This window comes from Acidovorax sp. WCS2018Noco2-16 (assembly GCF_031843945.1).
In the GTDB taxonomy this organism is placed as follows: Bacteria; Pseudomonadota; Gammaproteobacteria; order Burkholderiales; family Burkholderiaceae_C; genus Paracidovorax.
In genome coordinates this window covers 75757-91722 of the sequence record NZ_JAVTJJ010000002.1, presented here as the reverse complement: position 1 = coordinate 91722, position 15966 = coordinate 75757, and the positions used below count along the sequence as shown (strand labels likewise).

General features: G+C 66.3%; 16 protein-coding genes. 9 read left to right on the top strand and 7 right to left on the bottom strand.

Annotated features, from left to right (window positions below; genetic code table 11):
- Positions 1-2: 2 nt before the first annotated feature.
- The 3 genes from RQI28_RS05790 to RQI28_RS05780 all read right to left on the bottom strand — a co-directional run bounded on the left by RQI28_RS05790 (position 3) and on the right by RQI28_RS05780 (position 2984).
- Positions 3-1799, bottom strand: coding sequence for a PhoH family protein (locus RQI28_RS05790; RefSeq protein ID WP_311221668.1), 1797 nt, complete (start codon positions 1797-1799; stop codon positions 3-5).
- Between the two features lie 167 nt (positions 1800-1966).
- Positions 1967-2452 carry a peroxiredoxin gene (locus RQI28_RS05785; RefSeq protein ID WP_311221667.1) on the bottom strand — a complete coding sequence of 162 codons (486 nt, stop codon included), beginning with the start codon at positions 2450-2452 and terminating at the stop codon, positions 1967-1969.
- Positions 2453-2600: 148 nt separating this feature from the next.
- Positions 2601-2984, bottom strand: a complete 384-nt coding sequence (locus tag RQI28_RS05780) for an Mth938-like domain-containing protein (RefSeq protein WP_311221666.1) — start codon at positions 2982-2984, stop codon at positions 2601-2603.
- A 175-nt stretch (positions 2985-3159) separates the two neighbouring features.
- Here RQI28_RS05780 and RQI28_RS05775 point away from each other — a divergent pair, with 175 nt between their 5' ends.
- The 6 genes from RQI28_RS05775 to RQI28_RS05750 all read left to right on the top strand — a co-directional run bounded on the left by RQI28_RS05775 (position 3160) and on the right by RQI28_RS05750 (position 9421).
- Complete coding sequence (locus RQI28_RS05775) at positions 3160-4389, top strand: pyridoxal phosphate-dependent aminotransferase (RefSeq protein ID WP_311221665.1); 1230 nt, start codon at positions 3160-3162, stop codon at positions 4387-4389.
- Between the two features lie 72 nt (positions 4390-4461).
- A complete protein-coding gene (locus RQI28_RS05770) occupies positions 4462-5808 on the top strand; it encodes a homoserine dehydrogenase (protein ID WP_311221664.1) in 1347 nt (448 codons plus the stop codon).
- Positions 5808-7274: a threonine synthase gene (gene thrC / locus RQI28_RS05765; protein ID WP_311221663.1), complete on the top strand. Its 1467-nt coding sequence runs from the start codon at positions 5808-5810 to the stop codon at positions 7272-7274. Before RQI28_RS05770 ends, thrC begins: the two co-directional genes overlap by 1 nt.
- Before the next feature lie 79 nt (positions 7275-7353).
- Positions 7354-7914 carry a molybdopterin-guanine dinucleotide biosynthesis protein B gene (gene mobB / locus RQI28_RS05760; RefSeq protein WP_311221662.1) on the top strand — a complete coding sequence of 187 codons (561 nt, stop codon included), beginning with the start codon at positions 7354-7356 and terminating at the stop codon, positions 7912-7914.
- Positions 7914-9134, top strand: a complete 1221-nt coding sequence (glp, locus tag RQI28_RS05755) for a gephyrin-like molybdotransferase Glp (RefSeq protein WP_311221661.1) — start codon at positions 7914-7916, stop codon at positions 9132-9134. Before mobB ends, glp begins: the two co-directional genes overlap by 1 nt.
- A gap of 35 nt (positions 9135-9169) precedes the next feature.
- Entirely contained in the window at positions 9170-9421 is a 252-nt protein-coding gene (locus RQI28_RS05750; protein ID WP_404976884.1) for a MoaD/ThiS family protein, read from the top strand.
- Position 9422: 1 nt separating this feature from the next.
- Here RQI28_RS05750 and dapA read toward each other — a convergent pair whose 3' ends face one another.
- The 3 genes from dapA to RQI28_RS05735 form a co-directional block, all read right to left on the bottom strand.
- Positions 9423-10328 (bottom strand): 4-hydroxy-tetrahydrodipicolinate synthase, encoded by a 906-nt coding sequence (gene dapA, locus RQI28_RS05745; RefSeq protein ID WP_311221659.1) that lies wholly within the window; start codon positions 10326-10328, stop codon positions 9423-9425.
- A gap of 305 nt (positions 10329-10633) precedes the next feature.
- Complete coding sequence (locus tag RQI28_RS05740; protein WP_311221658.1) at positions 10634-10990, bottom strand: hypothetical protein; 357 nt, start codon at positions 10988-10990, stop codon at positions 10634-10636.
- 19 nt (positions 10991-11009) lie between these two features.
- Positions 11010-11264, bottom strand: coding sequence for a hypothetical protein (locus RQI28_RS05735; protein WP_311221657.1), 255 nt, complete (start codon positions 11262-11264; stop codon positions 11010-11012).
- A 130-nt stretch (positions 11265-11394) separates the two neighbouring features.
- Between RQI28_RS05735 and RQI28_RS05730 the strand changes: the two genes are divergently transcribed.
- Both RQI28_RS05730 and RQI28_RS05725 read left to right on the top strand, forming a co-directional pair.
- A complete protein-coding gene (locus RQI28_RS05730; RefSeq protein ID WP_311221656.1) occupies positions 11395-11625 on the top strand; it encodes a hypothetical protein in 231 nt (76 codons plus the stop codon).
- Complete coding sequence (locus RQI28_RS05725) at positions 11622-12098, top strand: molybdenum cofactor biosynthesis protein MoaE (RefSeq protein WP_311221655.1); 477 nt, start codon at positions 11622-11624, stop codon at positions 12096-12098. The genes RQI28_RS05730 and RQI28_RS05725 overlap by 4 nt, the downstream gene beginning before the upstream one ends.
- Before the next feature lie 79 nt (positions 12099-12177).
- Here RQI28_RS05725 and RQI28_RS05720 read toward each other — a convergent pair whose 3' ends face one another.
- On the bottom strand, positions 12178-13179 hold the full coding sequence (locus RQI28_RS05720; protein WP_311221654.1) for a Bug family tripartite tricarboxylate transporter substrate binding protein: 1002 nt from the start codon (positions 13177-13179) through the stop codon (positions 12178-12180).
- Between the two features lie 130 nt (positions 13180-13309).
- On the opposite strand from RQI28_RS05720, the gene clpB reads away from it, so the two are divergent.
- Positions 13310-15922 (top strand): ATP-dependent chaperone ClpB, encoded by a 2613-nt coding sequence (gene clpB / locus RQI28_RS05715; RefSeq protein WP_311221653.1) that lies wholly within the window; start codon positions 13310-13312, stop codon positions 15920-15922.
- Positions 15923-15966: the final 44 nt, after the last annotated feature.

The window sequence follows — 15966 nt, the reverse complement described above, 5'->3', positions numbered from 1 at the left end:
GGTCAGAGCACCTCGCTGGCGAAGTCGGCCAGGCGTGAGCGTTCGCCGCGCGCCAGGGTGATGTGCCCGCTGTGCGGCCAGCCCTTGAAGCGGTCCACGGCGTAGGTCAGGCCCGAGGAGCCTTCGGTGAGGTAAGGCGTGTCGATCTGCGCCAGATTGCCCATGCAGATGATCTTGGTGCCGGGGCCGGCACGGGTGATCAGCGTCTTCATCTGCTTGGGCGTCAGGTTCTGCGCCTCGTCGATGATCACGTACTTGTTCAGGAACGTGCGCCCGCGCATGAAGTTCATGCTCTTGATCTTGATGCGGCTGCGGATCAACTCGTTGGTGGCGGCGCGCCCCCATTCGCCAGCGTTGCCGCCGTCGCCCTTGGCCAGGAATTCGAGGTTGTCGTCCAGCGCTCCCATCCAGGGGCCCATTTTTTCCTCTTCGGTGCCGGGCAGGAAGCCGATGTCCTCGCCCACGCTCACGGTGGCGCGGGTCATGATGATTTCTGTGTAGCGGCGGTCGTCCAGCACCTGCGTGAGGCCGGCGGCCAGCGCCATCAGCGTCTTGCCGGTGCCGGCAGTGCCGGCCAGCGTGACGAAGTCCACGTCCGGATCCATCAGCAGGTTCATGGCGAAGTTCTGCTCACGGTTGCGCGTGTTCACGCCCCAGACCGTGTTCTTCGCAGAGCCATAGTCCTTGAGCGTCTGCAGCACGGCAGTCTTGTCGCGGATTTCGGTCACCCGCGCGAAGAGGCTGGGCTCGCCCGGCGCTTCGAAATAGACGAACTGGTTGATCATCAGCTGCGGCACGACCGGGCCGCCCACGCGATAGTAGGTGTGCGCGCCGTGCTGCCAGCTCTCGACGTTCTTGCCCGTCTTGATCCAGAAATCAGCCGGCAGCGCCAACACGCCCGCATACAGCAGATCGCCGTCTTCCAGGGTCTTGTCGTTCTGGTAGTCCTCTGCATGCAGGCCCAGCGCGCGTGCCTTGACGCGCATGTTGATGTCCTTGGACACCAGCACCACCTCGCGCGGCGCATGCAGCTTGCGCAGCGCCTCGACCACGCCCAGGATCTGGTTGTCGGCTTTGCCCTGCGGCAGGCTGGTAGGCAGTTGGTAGTCGAGCGGCGCCGTCTGGAAATGCAGGCAACCGCCGGCCGCACGCTGGCCGGTGGAGTCGAGGTCGATCCCGCGAGCAATGTCCGCGCCCTTCGCGCCCACCAGAGCGTCCAGCGTGCGGCTGGCCTGGCGGCCGTTGCGGGCGACCTCGGTCATGCCCTTCTTGTGGCCGTCCAACTCTTCCAGCACGATCATCGGCAGGAAGATGTCGTGCTCTTCAAAGCGGAAAAGGCAGGTCGGGTCGTGCAGCAGTACGTTCGTGTCCAGCACGAACATTTTCTTCGGGCCGGTGCTGCGTTGTTTGCGCGGGCGCTCGGCAGGCTTGGCAGCGACTGGTGCGGCTGCCAGCGGGGCTGCCGATGCCGGAGGGATCGCAGGCGCGGTTGATGCAGCAGGGCGGCGCGCTTTGCGCGAGCGGCCGGCGTCGGACGGAGCGGTTTGGGGATCGGACGCCACGGGACGCGCTGCCTGTGCATCGGCTACGGCGGCGGAGGCGTTGGCGGTCACGCCTGCGGACGCTCGCCTCGTCTTGCTGCCGCGACCACTGGTCGCTGTGGTGCGTTCTTGCGATGGCGTAGAGGATGTCTCGGGTTCCCGGGCGGGCGTCACCGCGTCAACCGGGGTGGTGTTCTGCGGGTACGCATCCGGGGAGAGCAGCGCGGCGCGCTTGGCGGGGGCGGGGGGCAGGGGCATGGGGCGGGGGCCTCGTTGAGAGAAGGAGGGGAAGAAGCGTCAGAAAGCAAAAAGCCGCCTGGAGGCCAAGGCGGCTTTTGCGGGGGTGGAGATCTTTGCGTCGCTTAGAGGCATCGACTCATTATGCCTATTCCTGATGACTGCCTGCGGTGGTGTACCGCAGCGCGTCAGGCGGCTTTTTTCAGTGTCTTGATGGACTTGACGGCCTTGAGGACGTCATCCACGTGACCCGGCACTTTCAGGCCGCGCCATTCTTCGACCAGCACACCGTCAGGGCCGACGAGGAAGGTGCTGCGCTCGATGCCCTTGACCTTCTTGCCGTACATGATCTTGTTCTTGACCACGCCGAACATGTGGCACATCTTCTCTTCGGTATCCGCGATGAGCTCGAAGGGCAGTTCCAGCTTTTCCTTGAAGTCGTCGTGCGACTTCATGTTGTCGCGTGACACGCCGAAGACGGCAGCGCCGGCTTTCACGAAGTCCTTGTACTTGTCGCGGAATTGCATGGCCTCGGTGGTGCAGCCGGGCGTATTGTCCTTCGGGTAGAAGTACAAGACCATGACTTGCCCCAGGTGCGAGGTGTTGGAGACTTTGATCCCGCCGGTCGCGTTGGCTTCAAATTCAGGGAGGGGTTTGTTGACAACGATCGCCATGGCACTTAGTCTCTCTTAGGAAGAAAGTCGTTGGAAAGTCGGGGGAGCGGGTGTGTTATTGCTCTTGTAAGGCCCCCGACCGCAACCCGAGATTTTACCCTGAAACGCACGCTTTCGTGGGTCGCAGTCTGTAACGAGTTGGCACGCGTTACGTCGCCGCCTGCGTTTCCAGCAGCAGCGCCGCCGCCACGTTGCGCCCTTCGCCCGCCAGAATGTTGTAAGTGCGGCAGGCTGCCTGCGTATCCATGGTCTCCAGGCCGATGCGCCGCGCCATCAAGGGTTGCAGCCAGGCAGGTGGCGGAAACCGGTTGCGGCCACCGCTGCCGAAGATCACCAGCTCGCACTCCAGCTCGGCCAGTTGGGCGAAGTGCGCGGGTGTCAGGTCTTCATAACTTGCGCAGTTCCATTCCGTGCGCACCCCGCGCGATGTGATCACCACGCTGTGGGTGATGCGTTCGGCATCGATGCCGATCCAGCCAGGTCCGTAGCCGCTGATGCTCTGGGAGTGGGATCGGTCGGGCTGGAACTTCATGAAGGTGGGTCCGGGGTGACGTGGCCCCGCGCGAGGGCCCTGGATAAGAGGGGCGCAGGCCCCGGCTCCGTCAAGGAGAACTGTGGTCAAATTATAGGTTTCACCGGGGGCTTGCCGTGCCCCGCAGGATCGATTCCCCTTCTTCTGGCAGCCGCCGTGCTGCCCTCCGCGCAGCATGAAGACCGTCCACAAATCCGCCAAGCTCAATAACGTTCTCTACGATGTCCGGGGCCCGATCGTGGACGCGGCCCGGCAGATGGAGGAGGACGGCCAGAAGATCATCAAGCTGAACATCGGCAACATGGCGCCGTTCGGCTTCGATGCGCCGGAAGAGATCCAGCAGGACATGATCCGCAACCTGCCCGACTCGGCCGGCTATTCGGACAGCAAGGGCATCTTCGCGGCGCGCAAGGCCGTCATGCACTACTCGCAACAGCAGGGCATCGAAGGCGTCATGCTGGACGACATCTACCTGGGCAACGGCGCCAGCGAGTTGATCGTGATGGCCACCAACGCGCTGCTCGACGATGGCGACGAACTGCTGGTACCCATGCCCGACTATCCGCTGTGGACGGCTGCCGTCTCGCTGTCGGGCGGCAAGCCGGTGCATTACCTGTGCGACGAGGCCGATGACTGGCTGCCCAGCCTGGCCGACATCCGCGCCAAGATCACGCCGCGCACGCGCGGCATCGTGGTGATCAACCCCAACAACCCGACCGGCGTGCTCTACCCGGACGACCTGCTGCGGGGCATCGTCGCCATTGCCCGCGAGCACGGCCTGGTGCTGCTGGTGGATGAGGTGTACGACAAGGTGCTGTACGACGATGCCAAGCACACCGCCATGGCCAGCCTGTCTAACGACGTGCTGACGCTGACGTTCAACTCGCTCTCCAAGGCCTACCGCTCGTGCGGCTACCGCGCCGGCTGGATGATCGTCTCGGGCCCCAAGCACGACGCCCGCGACTACATCGAAGGCCTCAACATGCTGGCCAACCTGAAGCTGGGCTCCAACGTGCCCGGGCAGTGGGCCATCCAGACTGCTCTGGGCGGCTACCAGAGCATCAACGACCTGGTCAGGGAAGGCGGGCGCCTGCGGCGTCAGCGCGACCTGGCCTATGAACTCATCTCGGCGATCCCGGGCGTGAGCTGCGTGAAACCCCAGGCGGCGCTCTACATGTTCCCCCGCCTCGATCCGGCGATGTACCCCATCGCGGACGACCGCCAGTTCTTCATGGAGGTGTTGCGCGCCACGCGCGTGATGCTGGTGCAGGGCTCGGGCTTCAACTACCCCGACAACCAGCACTTCCGCATCGTGTTTCTGCCGCACGACGGCGATCTGCGGGTGGCCATTGGCCGCCTGGCGGACTTCCTCGCCAAGTACCGGCAACAGCACGGCACCGCCTGACACTCCTTTTTTTGATAGCTGTCAGCGCTTGACCATCAAGCGCTACAGCACGATTTGACTGAAATTTTGACCATGAAACCGATCCAAGTAGGCCTGCTGGGTATTGGCACCGTCGGCAGCGGCGTCTTCAACGTGCTGCAACGCAACCAGGAAGAGATCCGCCGCCGCGCCGGCCGTGGCATCGAGATCACCATGGTCGCCGACCTGGACGTGGATCGCGCCCGGGCCGCCGTGGGGGCCGACATTCAGGTGGTCAATGACGCCCGCGCCATCATCGCCAACCCCGACATCGACATCGTGGTCGAGCTCATCGGCGGCTACGGCGTTGCCAAGGCCTTGGTGCTCGAAGCCATCGCCGCAGGCAAGCACGTGGTCACCGCCAACAAGGCGCTGCTGGCTGTGCACGGTACCGAAATCTTCGCGGCCGCATCGGCCAAAGGCGTGATGGTGGCCTTCGAGGCCGCCGTGGCCGGGGGCATTCCGATCATCAAGGCGCTGCGCGAAGGCCTCACCGCCAACCGCATCCAGTGGATCGCCGGCATCATCAACGGCACCACCAACTTCATCCTGTCCGAGATGCGCGACAAGGGCCTGGACTTCGACGTGGTGCTGAAGGAAGCGCAGGCGCTGGGCTACGCCGAGGCCGACCCGACCTTCGACATCGAAGGCGTGGACGCCGCGCACAAGGCCACCATCATGTCGGCCATCGCCTTCGGTATTCCGGTGCAGTTCGACAAGGCCTACGTGGAGGGCATCACCAAGCTGTCCGGCGCGGACATCAAGTACGCCGAGCAACTGGGCTATCGCATCAAGCTGCTAGGTATTGCCAAGCGCCGCACGGGCGCGGGTGTGGACGGCGTCGAGCTGCGCGTGCATCCCACACTGATCCCGTCCAAGCGCCTGATCGCCAACGTCGAAGGCGCGATGAACGCCGTGGTGGTGCAGGGCGACGCGGTCGGCACCACGCTGTACTACGGCAAGGGCGCAGGCAGCGAGCCCACGGCCAGCGCCGTCATCGCCGACCTGGTGGACATCACCCGCCTGGCCACGGCCGACCCCGAGCACCGCGTGCCGCATCTGGCCTTCCAGTCGCACACGCTCGACAAGGCCATGGGCACGCTGCCCGTGCTGCCCATGAGCGAAGTCGTCACCAGCTACTACCTGCGCCTGCGCGTAGCCGACCAAGCCGGCGTGCTGGCCCGGGTGACCGGCCTGCTGGCCGAGTCCGGCATCAGCATCGACGCGGTGCTGCAGCGCGAAGCCGATGAAGTGGGCGGCGAGGGCTCCACGCAAACCGACCTGATCATCCTGACGCACGAAACCCGCGAAGGCACCATGAACGACGCCATCGCGCAGATGCAGGCGCTGCCCACCGTGCTGGCGCCCATCACGCGCATCCGCAAGGAGGAGCTGAACTGATGCTGTACCTCTCTACGCGCGGCCACGAAGACCGCAAGCATTTCTGCGACATCCTGCTCGAAGGCCTGGCGCCCGATGGCGGGCTGTACTTGCCCGAGCACTACCCGCAGGTGGGTGATGCGGCGCTGACCCGTCTGCGCAGGGCCTACCACGAGCAAGGCTACGCCGAACTTGCCTTCCAGATCCTGTCGCTCTACATCGACGACATCCCGGCCGCCGACCTGCGCGCGCTGTGCGAGAAGACGTACACGGCCGAAGTCTTCGGCACCGGCGAGATCGTGCCGCTGCGCCACCTTGAAGACCCTTCGACAGGCTCAGGACGGGCGGCTTTCTATCTGCAAGCCCTGTCCAACGGCCCCACGCTGGCCTTCAAGGACATGGCGATGCAGCTGCTGGGCAACCTGTTCGAGTACGAACTGGCCCGGCGCGGCGAACAGTTGAACATCCTGGGCGCCACCAGCGGCGACACGGGCAGCGCGGCCGAATACGCCATGAAGGGCAAGGCCGGCGTGCGCGTCTTCATGACCAGCCCGAACGGCCGCATGAGCCCGTTCCAGCAGGCACAGATGTTCAGCCTGCAAGACGAGAACATCCACAACATCGCCATCGCTGGCGTGTTCGACGACTGCCAGGACATCGTCAAGGCCGTCAGCAACGACCTGGAGTTCAAGCGCAAATACAAGATCGGCACGGTCAACTCGATCAACTGGGCGCGCCTGCTGGCGCAGGTGGTTTACTACTTTGCCGGCTACGTGCAGGCGACTGAATCGAACGACCAGAAGGTCAGCTTCACCGTTCCGTCGGGCAACTTCGGCAACGTCTGCGCCGGCCATGTGGCCCGCATGATGGGCCTGCCTATCGACCGACTGGTGGTAGCGACCAACGAGAACGACGTGCTCGACGAGTTCTTCCGCACGGGCGTGTATCGCGTGCGCGGCAGCGCCGACACGCACGAGACGTCCAGCCCCTCAATGGACATCAGCAAGGCCAGCAATTTCGAGCGTTTCATCTTTGACCTGCTGGGCCGCAACGGCCAGCGCACCAAGGCCTTGTTCAGCGCCGCGCTGCAAACCTATGGCCGCTTCGACCTGAGCGCCGAGCCCTTGTTTGCCGACGCTGCTGCCAAGTACGGTTTTGAAAGTGGCAAGAGCACGCACGCCGACCGCCTGGCCACCATCAAGGACAACTTCGAGCGCCATGGCGTCACCATCGACACGCATACGGCCGACGGCGTGAAGGTGGCGCGCGAGCACCACCAGGACGCCAGCGTGCCGATGATCGTGCTGGAGACCGCGCTGCCCATCAAGTTCGCCGACACCATCGTCGAAGCGCTGGGCCATGCGCCCGAGCGGCCGGCGAAGTTCGAAGGCATCGAGGCGCTGCCCAAGCGCGTGCACGTGCTGCCGGCCGATGCCGAGGCGGTGAAGGCGTACATCCGCCGCAGCGTGCCCGAGATTGCAGCGTAATATTTAAGCAAAATCGGGCTCTAGCGCTTATGTATCAAGCGCTAGTAGCTATGAAAATAATAGTAAATGGAGCGACGGGATGAAGGTGGTTGGTTTTGCCGGGTTCTCAGGCTGCGGCAAGACCACGCTGGTCGAGCAACTCATTCCTGAACTGCGCCGCCGGGGGCTGCGCGTGTCGGTGGTCAAGCACGCGCACCACCATTTCGACATCGACCATGTCGGCAAAGACAGCTGGCGCCACCGCCAGGCCGGCGCCTACGAAGTGGTCGTGGCGTCAGACCAGCGCCTGGCACTCATGCGCGAATTCGAGCAGCCGCAGACCCTCAGCGTGCACGATCTGCTGGCCGAGTTGCAGCCGAGCGTGGACTGGGTGCTGGTCGAAGGCTTCAAGGAAAGCGACGTGCCCAAGGTCGAGGTCTGGCGGGCTCCGTCGCCCGAATACACCAAGCGCCCCGCGCGCTATGCCGAAGACCGCCACATCGTCGCCATTGCCACCGACGCCCCCGCTACCGGCTTGCCGTTGCCGACCACGCTGCCGGTGTTCGACGTGCGTGACCCCGTCGCGCTGGTGGACTGGCTGCTGGCCCAGGGCGCGCGCTTCGACTACGCCGCGCCGTCGCAACCCACAGGAGTTCCGTGATGCGCCCCCCTCTCAAACCGCTCGATGAAGCCCTGGCTGACCTGCTGGCGCAAGCCGAGCCCGTGCTGGGCGTGGAAAGCGTGGACACCTTCGACGCCGACGGCCGCGTGCTGCGCGCCTTGGCCACGTCGCCCCTGCAGGTACCGCCCAACGACAACAGCGCCATGGACGGCTATGCCGTGCGCCGTGCCGACGTGGCGCAGGCCGGCGCGGAGCTGGCGGTGTCCCAGCGCATTCCGGCCGGCAGCGCGCCGGCTCCGCTGGCGGCGGGCACGGCCGCACGCATCTTCACCGGCGCGCCGGTGCCCGATGGCGCCGACGCCATCGTCATGCAGGAAGACTGCGAAGCGCTTGCCGGCGACCGCGTGCGCGTGAACGCCGTGCCGGCCGCAGGCCAGTGGGTGCGCCGCGCGGGCGAAGACATCGGCCTGGGCGCGCAGGTGCTGGCCGCCGGCACGCGCCTGGGGCCTGCTGCGCTGGGCCTGGCCGCCAGTATTGGCCTGGCGTGCCTGGAAGTGTCGCGGCGCCCGCGCGTGGCCCTCTTTTCCACCGGCGACGAACTGGTCATGCCCGGCGACGTGCCGCCCGACCGCATGCCGCCTGGCGTCATCTACAACAGCAACCGTTTCTTCCTGCGCGCCATGCTGCGGCGCCTGGGCTGCGAGGTGACCGACCTGGGCATCGTGCCCGACCGCCGCGACGCCACGCTGGATGCGCTGCGCCAGGCCAGCAGCGCGCACGACCTCATCCTGACCAGCGGCGGAGTGTCGGTGGGCGAAGAAGACCACATCAAGCCCGCCGTCGAGGCACTGGGCGAGCTGCGGCTCTGGCAGATCGCCATGAAGCCCGGCAAGCCGTTCGCCTACGGCCGCATCGGGTCGGCACATTTCATGGGCCTGCCCGGCAACCCGGTGTCGAGCTTCATGACCTTCGCGGTGCTGGTGCGCCCGTTTTTGCTCAAGCTGCAGGGCATGCAAGACGTGACGCCTGCCGCGACTGCAGCGACGGCCGGCTTTGACTGGCCGCGTGCCGACAAGCGCCGCGAGTTCCTGCGCGTCAAGCGTGCTGCGGACGGCACGCTGGAGCTGTTCAACAACCAGAGCTCGGGCGTGCTGACCTCGGCCGCCTGGGGCGATGGCGTGGTGGACAACCCGCCTGGCACCACCATTGCGCGCGGCGACACCGTGCGCTTTCTCTCCTTTGCCGAGCTGCTGTCATGACGACTGCCCCCATCTCTTCGCCTGTTGCTGATTCCATTACCGTGCAGGTGCGCTACTTCGCATCCATCCGCGAAGCCATCGGCCGCGGCAGCGAACCCGTGGTGACAGCGGCGCCCACGCTGGGCGCACTGCGCGACGAGCTCATCGCGCGCGGCGAGCCCTGGGCCAGCAGCCTGGCGCGCAGCCGGGCCGTGCGGGTGGCGCTGAACCAGACCATGAGCGCCGAAGACGCCGCCCTGGCCCCGGGCGCCGAAGTGGCGTTTTTTCCGCCCGTCACGGGCGGCTGAGTTACGCCACGAGCGCGGCCAGCCGCTGCTCAAGCGCCTCTGACGCCTGCGTCATCGGTGCGCGCAAGGCACCATGCATCCAGCCCTGCTGCGCCAGCAGTGCCTTGATCGGTGCCGGGTTCGGCTCCGCAAAGAAAGCTTCCACCAGCTGCGCCAGCGCCTGCCACAGGTGCCGCGCGTGGGGCAGGTCGCCCTGGGTGATGGCCTGCATGCATTCCACCAGCCGTGCGGGCTGCCAGTGCGCGCTCGCCGCGATGGCGCCCGCGCCGCCCCATGCCAGGGTCGCAAAGATCTGCGCGTCCTCGCCCGCCAGCACCTGCAGTGCGCCATCCGCTATCAACGCCTGCGTCTTGGCGGCGTTGCCGCCGCAGTCCTTCACCGCCCGAATGCGCGGGTGCGCAGCCAGCGCGCGCAGCGTGGCCAGCTCGAGCGTGGCGCCGGTGCGGTAGGGAATGTCGTAGACGATCACGGGCCAAGCGCTGGCGTCCGCAATGGCCTCGAACCAGCCGCGCAGGCCTGCTTGCGATGGGCGGATGTAGTGGGGCGCCGGCACCAGCAAGCCGGCAATGGGCCGCTGCGCAAGGCTGCGCACGCGCTCCAGCACGTCGCCCAGGTGGTAGCCCGACAGGCCCATCACCACGGGCAGGCCTGCGGCGGTGGCAAGCACCGTGTCCAGTACGGCGTCCTGCTCGGCTTCGCTCAGCGAGGCGGCTTCGCCGGTCGAGCCGCAGGCAACGAAGCCGGCGATGCCGCTGCCGGCCAGGCGCTGCACCATTGCGGCCAGCGCCGGGTGGTCGACCTCCGCCGCGCGGCTTGGCGTGAAGGGGGTGACGAGCGGCACCCAGAGACCCGAGAAATCGGAAAAGTCAGCGAGGTGGAACGAAACGGAAGGGGCAATCGACGACATGCGGGCATCCTTTGCAACAAGAACGATGACGACCGGTACAAGGCCATCCGCATGCGTGCGCCGGGTCTGCCGAGAGGGCAGCCGATCCAGGCGCAACCGAGAAGGGGAGAGATGCTGGGGGCTGCTGTCAGAAGGTTCCGTCGCTCATCCGGACGGAACCGCAGCCCCGGTCAGATGAGCTGGGGTTTTTGGGGTTTGCCCACGCAACGCGCGGCCACCGGCACGGCGGGTGCAGCGATGAGGTGGGCGTGTGGCGTAGACATGGCGCGCAGTATAGCCAGCGTTAATTCAGCGTCAACCCAGCGTCAACGGCCCGGCGAAGGCTGGTTTTCGGCCCCGCCTTCGGGTGGCTGTGTGGGCAGTTCGGGGCAGCGCCATTCCAGCAGTTCTGCCAGCCGCAGCGTGATCCAGCGTGCTTCGGCGGGCTCCACACCCGCGCCGGGCGCACTCAAGCCGGCGTGGATGCGCAGCAGGATGTCCGCCTCGGACGGCGCCTGCACGTGGTAGAGCGTCTGCGCCTGCTCCACCAGGTGGCAGGCCAGGTCTTCGCAGAGTTCGTAACGCGCGCGCACCACGTCGGCGGGCTCGCGCAGGCGCTGGCGCGGGTCGCTGTAGACGGCCATGAAGGAGGGCGGAACGTGGATCTGGTTGTCGTCAGACATGGTGCGTGCCGGGTACGGGTCAGTCGGGCGTGAAGCGCGTCTCGAAGCGCTGCATGTCGGCCGCCAGCTCGAACGTGACCACCTGGCCCATCTTCATGTCGGCCAGCCGGCAGGCGGCGAACAGGCTGGATTTGCCTTTCAGGTCGAAGCTCGGCAGGTCGATGAGCGCGTAGGGGTAGGGCACGAAGACTTCGTGTTCGAACACCGCGCGGTGCAGGTTGCGCGGCGACGGAAAAAGCTTGTAGCGGTCTGTGGTGATCGTCTGGGTGGCCATGGCGGGGGCGTTAAAGTGCGGGGCGCCGCCCGTTGGGGGCGCGGCGGGGGTGTCGGTCGGTCGTTTCTATCGAAATGATGACACGCCCCGGTCCTTTCAATGATTTCACTCGCAGAGCAACACCGCACGCATGGCCCGCAATTCGAACGAATGGACTCAGAAGATCATGGCGCTCGTCAAGGTCGGCAACGTGGCGGGGGCCACCGCGCAGATCCGCGTGGCGCCTACCGTGGGCGATCTGCGCCGCCTGCAGGCTGCGCTGGCCGCACCTACCACGCCGGCTGCTGCACGGCAACTGGACACGGTGGTGGCCGAGCAATTGGTGCTGCTGTCGGCGCCGCGCCTGCACCGCTCGCCATGAGCCGCGTTGCCATTCAGACCGCCGACTTCGACCTGGCGGCCGAGCTGGCCGCGCTGCGCGCTGCCGATGCGCGCGTGGGCGCGGTCTGCAGCTTTGTGGGCGTGGTGCGCGACCGCAGCGACGGGCAGAGCGTCGCCTCGATGGAGCTGGAGCACTACCCCGGCATGACGGAAAAAGCCATCGAGGCCATGATCGACGAGGCCATCGCGCGCTTCGACATCTTCGGCGCGCGCGTGGTGCACCGCGTGGGGCTGCTGGCGCCGCTCGACCAGATCGTGCTGGTGGCTGTCAGCTCGGCGCACCGGGGCGAGAGCTTTCAGGCCTGCGAATTCTTGATGGACTACCTGAAGACGCAGGCGCCGTTCTGGAAGAAGGAAGCCACGCCGGAAGGCGCGCGCTGGGTGGATGCGCGCGTATCGGACGACGCGGCGCTGGCGCGCTGGGGCATTAAAGCGGGCAATGCAGCGCACTGAATAGCTATAAAAATAATAGCTGCTAGCGCTTATGGGTAGGGCGCTAGAGGCCAAAAACACTTGAAATTGCGTCGACGCCTCATTGCAGAGGCTGAAAGCCGCTCGCGCGGATGATCCGCTCCCACGCGGCGGTGTAGGTGCGCACGCGTCCGGCAAACTGGCCCTGCGGCTCGAAGGCCACGTTCAGGCCCATGGTGGTGAGCTTGTCGCGCACCTCGGGCAGCGCCAGCACCTGTTGCAGTGCCGCGCCGAAACGGTCGATGACCGGCTGCGGCGTGCCGTGGGGCGCGAACAGCCCGTAGTACGGGTAGTCGTCCAGATGCGCGAAGCCCAGTTCGCCGAAGGTGGGCACCTGCGGCAGCAGCGGCTGGCGCTTGGCGCCGATCACGGCCACGATGCGCAGCTTGCCGGCGCGGTGCAGCTCGATCATGTCGGGCACCGAGGCGATGCCCGCCGTGATCTGGTTGCCCAGCATGTCGGCCGTCATGGGCGCGCTGCCCCGGTAGGGGGCGGCCTGCAGGTCCAGCTGGTACCGCTGCGACATCAGACGCACCAGAAATTCAGGAATCGACGCGGGCGCGGGCACGCCGATGGTGTCCTTGCCGGCCCGCTGGGTCTTCACCCACCGCACGTATTCCTCGATGTTGCGCGCCGGCGTACCGCCCGAGAGCGCCAGCACGTTGGAAAAGGTGGCAAAGCCGGCCACGGGCGTGAAGTCGGTGGCCGGCTGAAAGCCGGGCTGGCGAATCACCTGCGGCAGGATCGAGATGGTGTGGTCGTGGGTCAGCAGCAGCGTGTGGCCGTCGGGTGCCGACGCCTTCAGCGCCTGCGCGGCGATCTGCCCGCCCGCGCCGGCGCGGTTTTCCACCACCACCGGCGAGCGCAGCAGGTCTTTGAGCTTTTCAGCCAGCAGCCGGGCGATGGCGTCGCTGCCCGCCCCGGCCGGAAAGCCCACCAGCAGCCGCACCGGCGCGCCCTGCGGCTGCGCAGTGGCCCATCCGGCCGCTGTAGCCAGCGCGGCGGCGGTAAAGGTGCGGCGCTTGAGCGGCGCTGCGGGCAGCAAAGGGGAGGCGAGGTGCATGGCAGAGGCTCCGTGGCTTGAACGAATGCCTGCCATTGTCGAGGCAAAGCGCATGCAGCCGGATGGCGCGTTTGGCTTGAATCCGGCCCTGGCGGCCGCATATTCCCTGCAATTCGGAGGTTTTTCCACCATGCGTCAAGACAAACTCACCACCAAGTTCCAGGAAGCCCTGGCCGATGCGCAATCGCTCGCCCTGGGCCATGACAACGCCTACATCGAACCCCAGCACTTGCTGCTGGCCATGCTGCGCCAGGACGGCGGCCCGCGGGCGTTGCTCGAGCGCGCCGGCGTCAACGTGCGCGCGCTCGATACCGGCGCCGAGGCCGCGCTGCAGCGCCTGCCGCAGGTGCAGGGCGGCGACGGCGTGCAGGTCGGCCCCGAGCTGGGCCGGCTGCTGCAGGCCACTGAAAAAGAAGCCATCAAGCGCGGCGACCAGTTCATCGCGGGCGAGCTCTTCTTGCTGGCCGTGGCCGACAGCAAGGGCGACGTGGGCACACTGGCCCGCGAGCACGGCTTGAGCCGCAAGAGCCTGGAATCGACGGTTGAAACCGTGCGCGGCGGCCAGAAGATGGACAGCGCCGACGCCGAGGGCCAGCGCGAGGCGCTGAAAAAATACTGCACGGATCTGACCGAGCGCGCCCGCGCCGGCAAGCTCGACCCGGTGATCGGCCGCGACGACGAGATCCGCCGCGCCATCCAGGTGCTGCAGCGCCGCAGCAAGAACAACCCGGTGCTGATCGGCGAGCCCGGCGTGGGCAAGACGGCCATCGTCGAAGGCCTGGCCCAGCGCATCGTCGCGGGCGAAGTGCCCGAGTCGCTGAAGAACAAGCGCGTGCTGAGCCTGGACATGGCCGCCTTGCTGGCGGGTGCCAAGTACCGCGGCGAATTCGAGGAGCGCCTGAAGACCGTGCTGAGCGAGCTGGCCAAGGACGAAGGCCAGACCATCGTCTTCATCGACGAGCTGCACACCATGGTGGGCGCGGGCAAGGCCGAGGGCGCGATGGACGCGGGCAACATGCTGAAGCCCGCGTTGGCGCGCGGCGAGCTGCACTGCGTGGGCGCCACCACGCTCGACGAATACCGCAAGTACATCGAGAAAGACGCGGCGCTGGAGCGGCGCTTTCAAAAGATTCTGGTGGGCGAGCCGACGGTGGAGGCGACCATCGCCATCCTGCGTGGCCTGCAGGAGCGTTACGAGCTGCACCACGGGGTGGACATCACCGACCCGGCCATCGTCGCCGCGGCCGAGCTGAGCCACCGCTACATCACCGACCGCTTTCTGCCCGATAAGGCCATCGACCTGATCGACGAGGCGGCGGCCAAGATCAAGATCGAGATCGATTCCAAGCCCGAGGCCATCGACAAGCTCGACCGCCGGCTGATCCAGCTGCAGATCGAGCGCGAGGCCGTGCGCAAGGAGAAGGACGAAGCCTCGCAAAAGCGCTTCGGCCTGATCGCCGAGGAGATCGAGCGGCTGCAAAAGGAAAGCGCCGACCTGGAAGAAATCTGGGCGAGCGAAAAGGCGCAGGCGCAGGGCTCGGCCCATGTGCGCGAAGAGATCGAACGCGTCAAGCTGCAGATCGTCGAATTCACCCGCAAGGGCGACCTGACGAAGGTGTCCGAGCTGCAATACGGCCGGCTGCCCGAGATGGAGCGCAAGCTCAAGGAAGCGCAGGCCAAGGAAGACGGCCGCGACGGCGTGTCGACGCCCAACCGGCTGCTGCGCACGCAGGTGGGCGCGGAAGAAATTGCCGAGGTGGTCAGCCGCGCCACGGGCATTCCGGTCGCCAAGATGATGCAGGGCGAAAAAGACAAGCTGCTGATGATGGAAGGCAAGCTGCACGAGCGCGTGGTGGGCCAGGAAGAGGCGATTGCCGCTGTGGCCAATGCCATTCGCCGCTCGCGCTCGGGCCTGTCTGACCCGAACCGGCCGACGGGCTCGTTCCTGTTCCTGGGCCCCACGGGCGTGGGTAAGACCGAGCTGTGCAAGGCGCTGGCGGGCTTCCTGTTCGACAGCGAAGACCACCTGGTGCGCATCGACATGAGCGAGTTCATGGAAAAGCATTCCGTGGCCCGACTGATCGGCGCGCCGCCCGGCTATGTGGGCTACGAAGAAGGCGGTTATCTGACCGAGGCCGTGCGCCGCAAGCCCTACAGTGTGCTGTTGCTGGACGAGGTGGAAAAGGCCCACCCCGACGTGTTCAACGTGCTGCTGCAGGTGCTGGACGACGGCCGCCTGACTGATGGGCAAGGCCGCACTGTGGACTTCAAGAACACGGTGATCGTGATGACCAGCAACATCGGCTCGCACCTGATCCAGGCGATGGTGGGGCAGGACTCACAGGACATCAAGGAAGCGGTGTGGGGGGAACTCAAGAACCATTTCCGACCCGAATTCCTGAACCGGATCGACGAGACGGTGGTGTTCCATGCACTGGACGCGAAGAACATCGAGTCGATCGCCCGCATTCAGCTGCAGTTGCTGGAAGCGCGATTGGCGAAAATGGACCTGGCGTTGCAGGTGTCGCCCGCTGCTGTGGCCGAGCTGGCGAAGGTGGGGTTCGACCCGGTGTTCGGTGCGCGTCCGCTCAAGCGGGCGATTCAGCAGCGCATCGAGAATCCGCTGTCCAAGCTGCTGCTGGAAGGGCGATTCCCGCCCAAGAGCGTGATTCCGGTCGATGTGGACCCGGTGCAGGAGCCGGGCGTTTTCCGGTTCGGTACCGCACAGCCCCTGGAGGCTTGAGGCGCTGAGCCAACCGGTGTGCGGTCCTGCAATCGCCGCACACC

Bases quoted from the DNA above. Each gene is read 5' to 3' on its own strand.
- RQI28_RS05790 (WP_311221668.1), bottom strand. From the start codon at position 1,799: ATGCCCCTGCCCCCCGCCCCCGCCAAGCGCGCCGCGCTGCTCTCCCCG.
- RQI28_RS05785 (WP_311221667.1), bottom strand. From the start codon at position 2,452: ATGGCGATCGTTGTCAACAAACCCCTCCCTGAATTTGAAGCCAACGCG.
- RQI28_RS05780 (WP_311221666.1), bottom strand. From the start codon at position 2,984: ATGAAGTTCCAGCCCGACCGATCCCACTCCCAGAGCATCAGCGGCTAC.
- RQI28_RS05775 (WP_311221665.1), top strand. From the start codon at position 3,160: ATGAAGACCGTCCACAAATCCGCCAAGCTCAATAACGTTCTCTACGAT.
- RQI28_RS05770 (WP_311221664.1), top strand. From the start codon at position 4,462: ATGAAACCGATCCAAGTAGGCCTGCTGGGTATTGGCACCGTCGGCAGC.
- thrC (WP_311221663.1), top strand. From the start codon at position 5,808: ATGCTGTACCTCTCTACGCGCGGCCACGAAGACCGCAAGCATTTCTGC.
- mobB (WP_311221662.1), top strand. From the start codon at position 7,354: ATGAAGGTGGTTGGTTTTGCCGGGTTCTCAGGCTGCGGCAAGACCACG.
- glp (WP_311221661.1), top strand. From the start codon at position 7,914: ATGCGCCCCCCTCTCAAACCGCTCGATGAAGCCCTGGCTGACCTGCTG.
- dapA (WP_311221659.1), bottom strand. From the start codon at position 10,328: ATGTCGTCGATTGCCCCTTCCGTTTCGTTCCACCTCGCTGACTTTTCC.
- RQI28_RS05740 (WP_311221658.1), bottom strand. From the start codon at position 10,990: ATGTCTGACGACAACCAGATCCACGTTCCGCCCTCCTTCATGGCCGTC.
- RQI28_RS05735 (WP_311221657.1), bottom strand. From the start codon at position 11,264: ATGGCCACCCAGACGATCACCACAGACCGCTACAAGCTTTTTCCGTCG.
- RQI28_RS05730 (WP_311221656.1), top strand. From the start codon at position 11,395: ATGGCCCGCAATTCGAACGAATGGACTCAGAAGATCATGGCGCTCGTC.
- RQI28_RS05725 (WP_311221655.1), top strand. From the start codon at position 11,622: ATGAGCCGCGTTGCCATTCAGACCGCCGACTTCGACCTGGCGGCCGAG.
- RQI28_RS05720 (WP_311221654.1), bottom strand. From the start codon at position 13,179: ATGCACCTCGCCTCCCCTTTGCTGCCCGCAGCGCCGCTCAAGCGCCGC.
- clpB (WP_311221653.1), top strand. From the start codon at position 13,310: ATGCGTCAAGACAAACTCACCACCAAGTTCCAGGAAGCCCTGGCCGAT.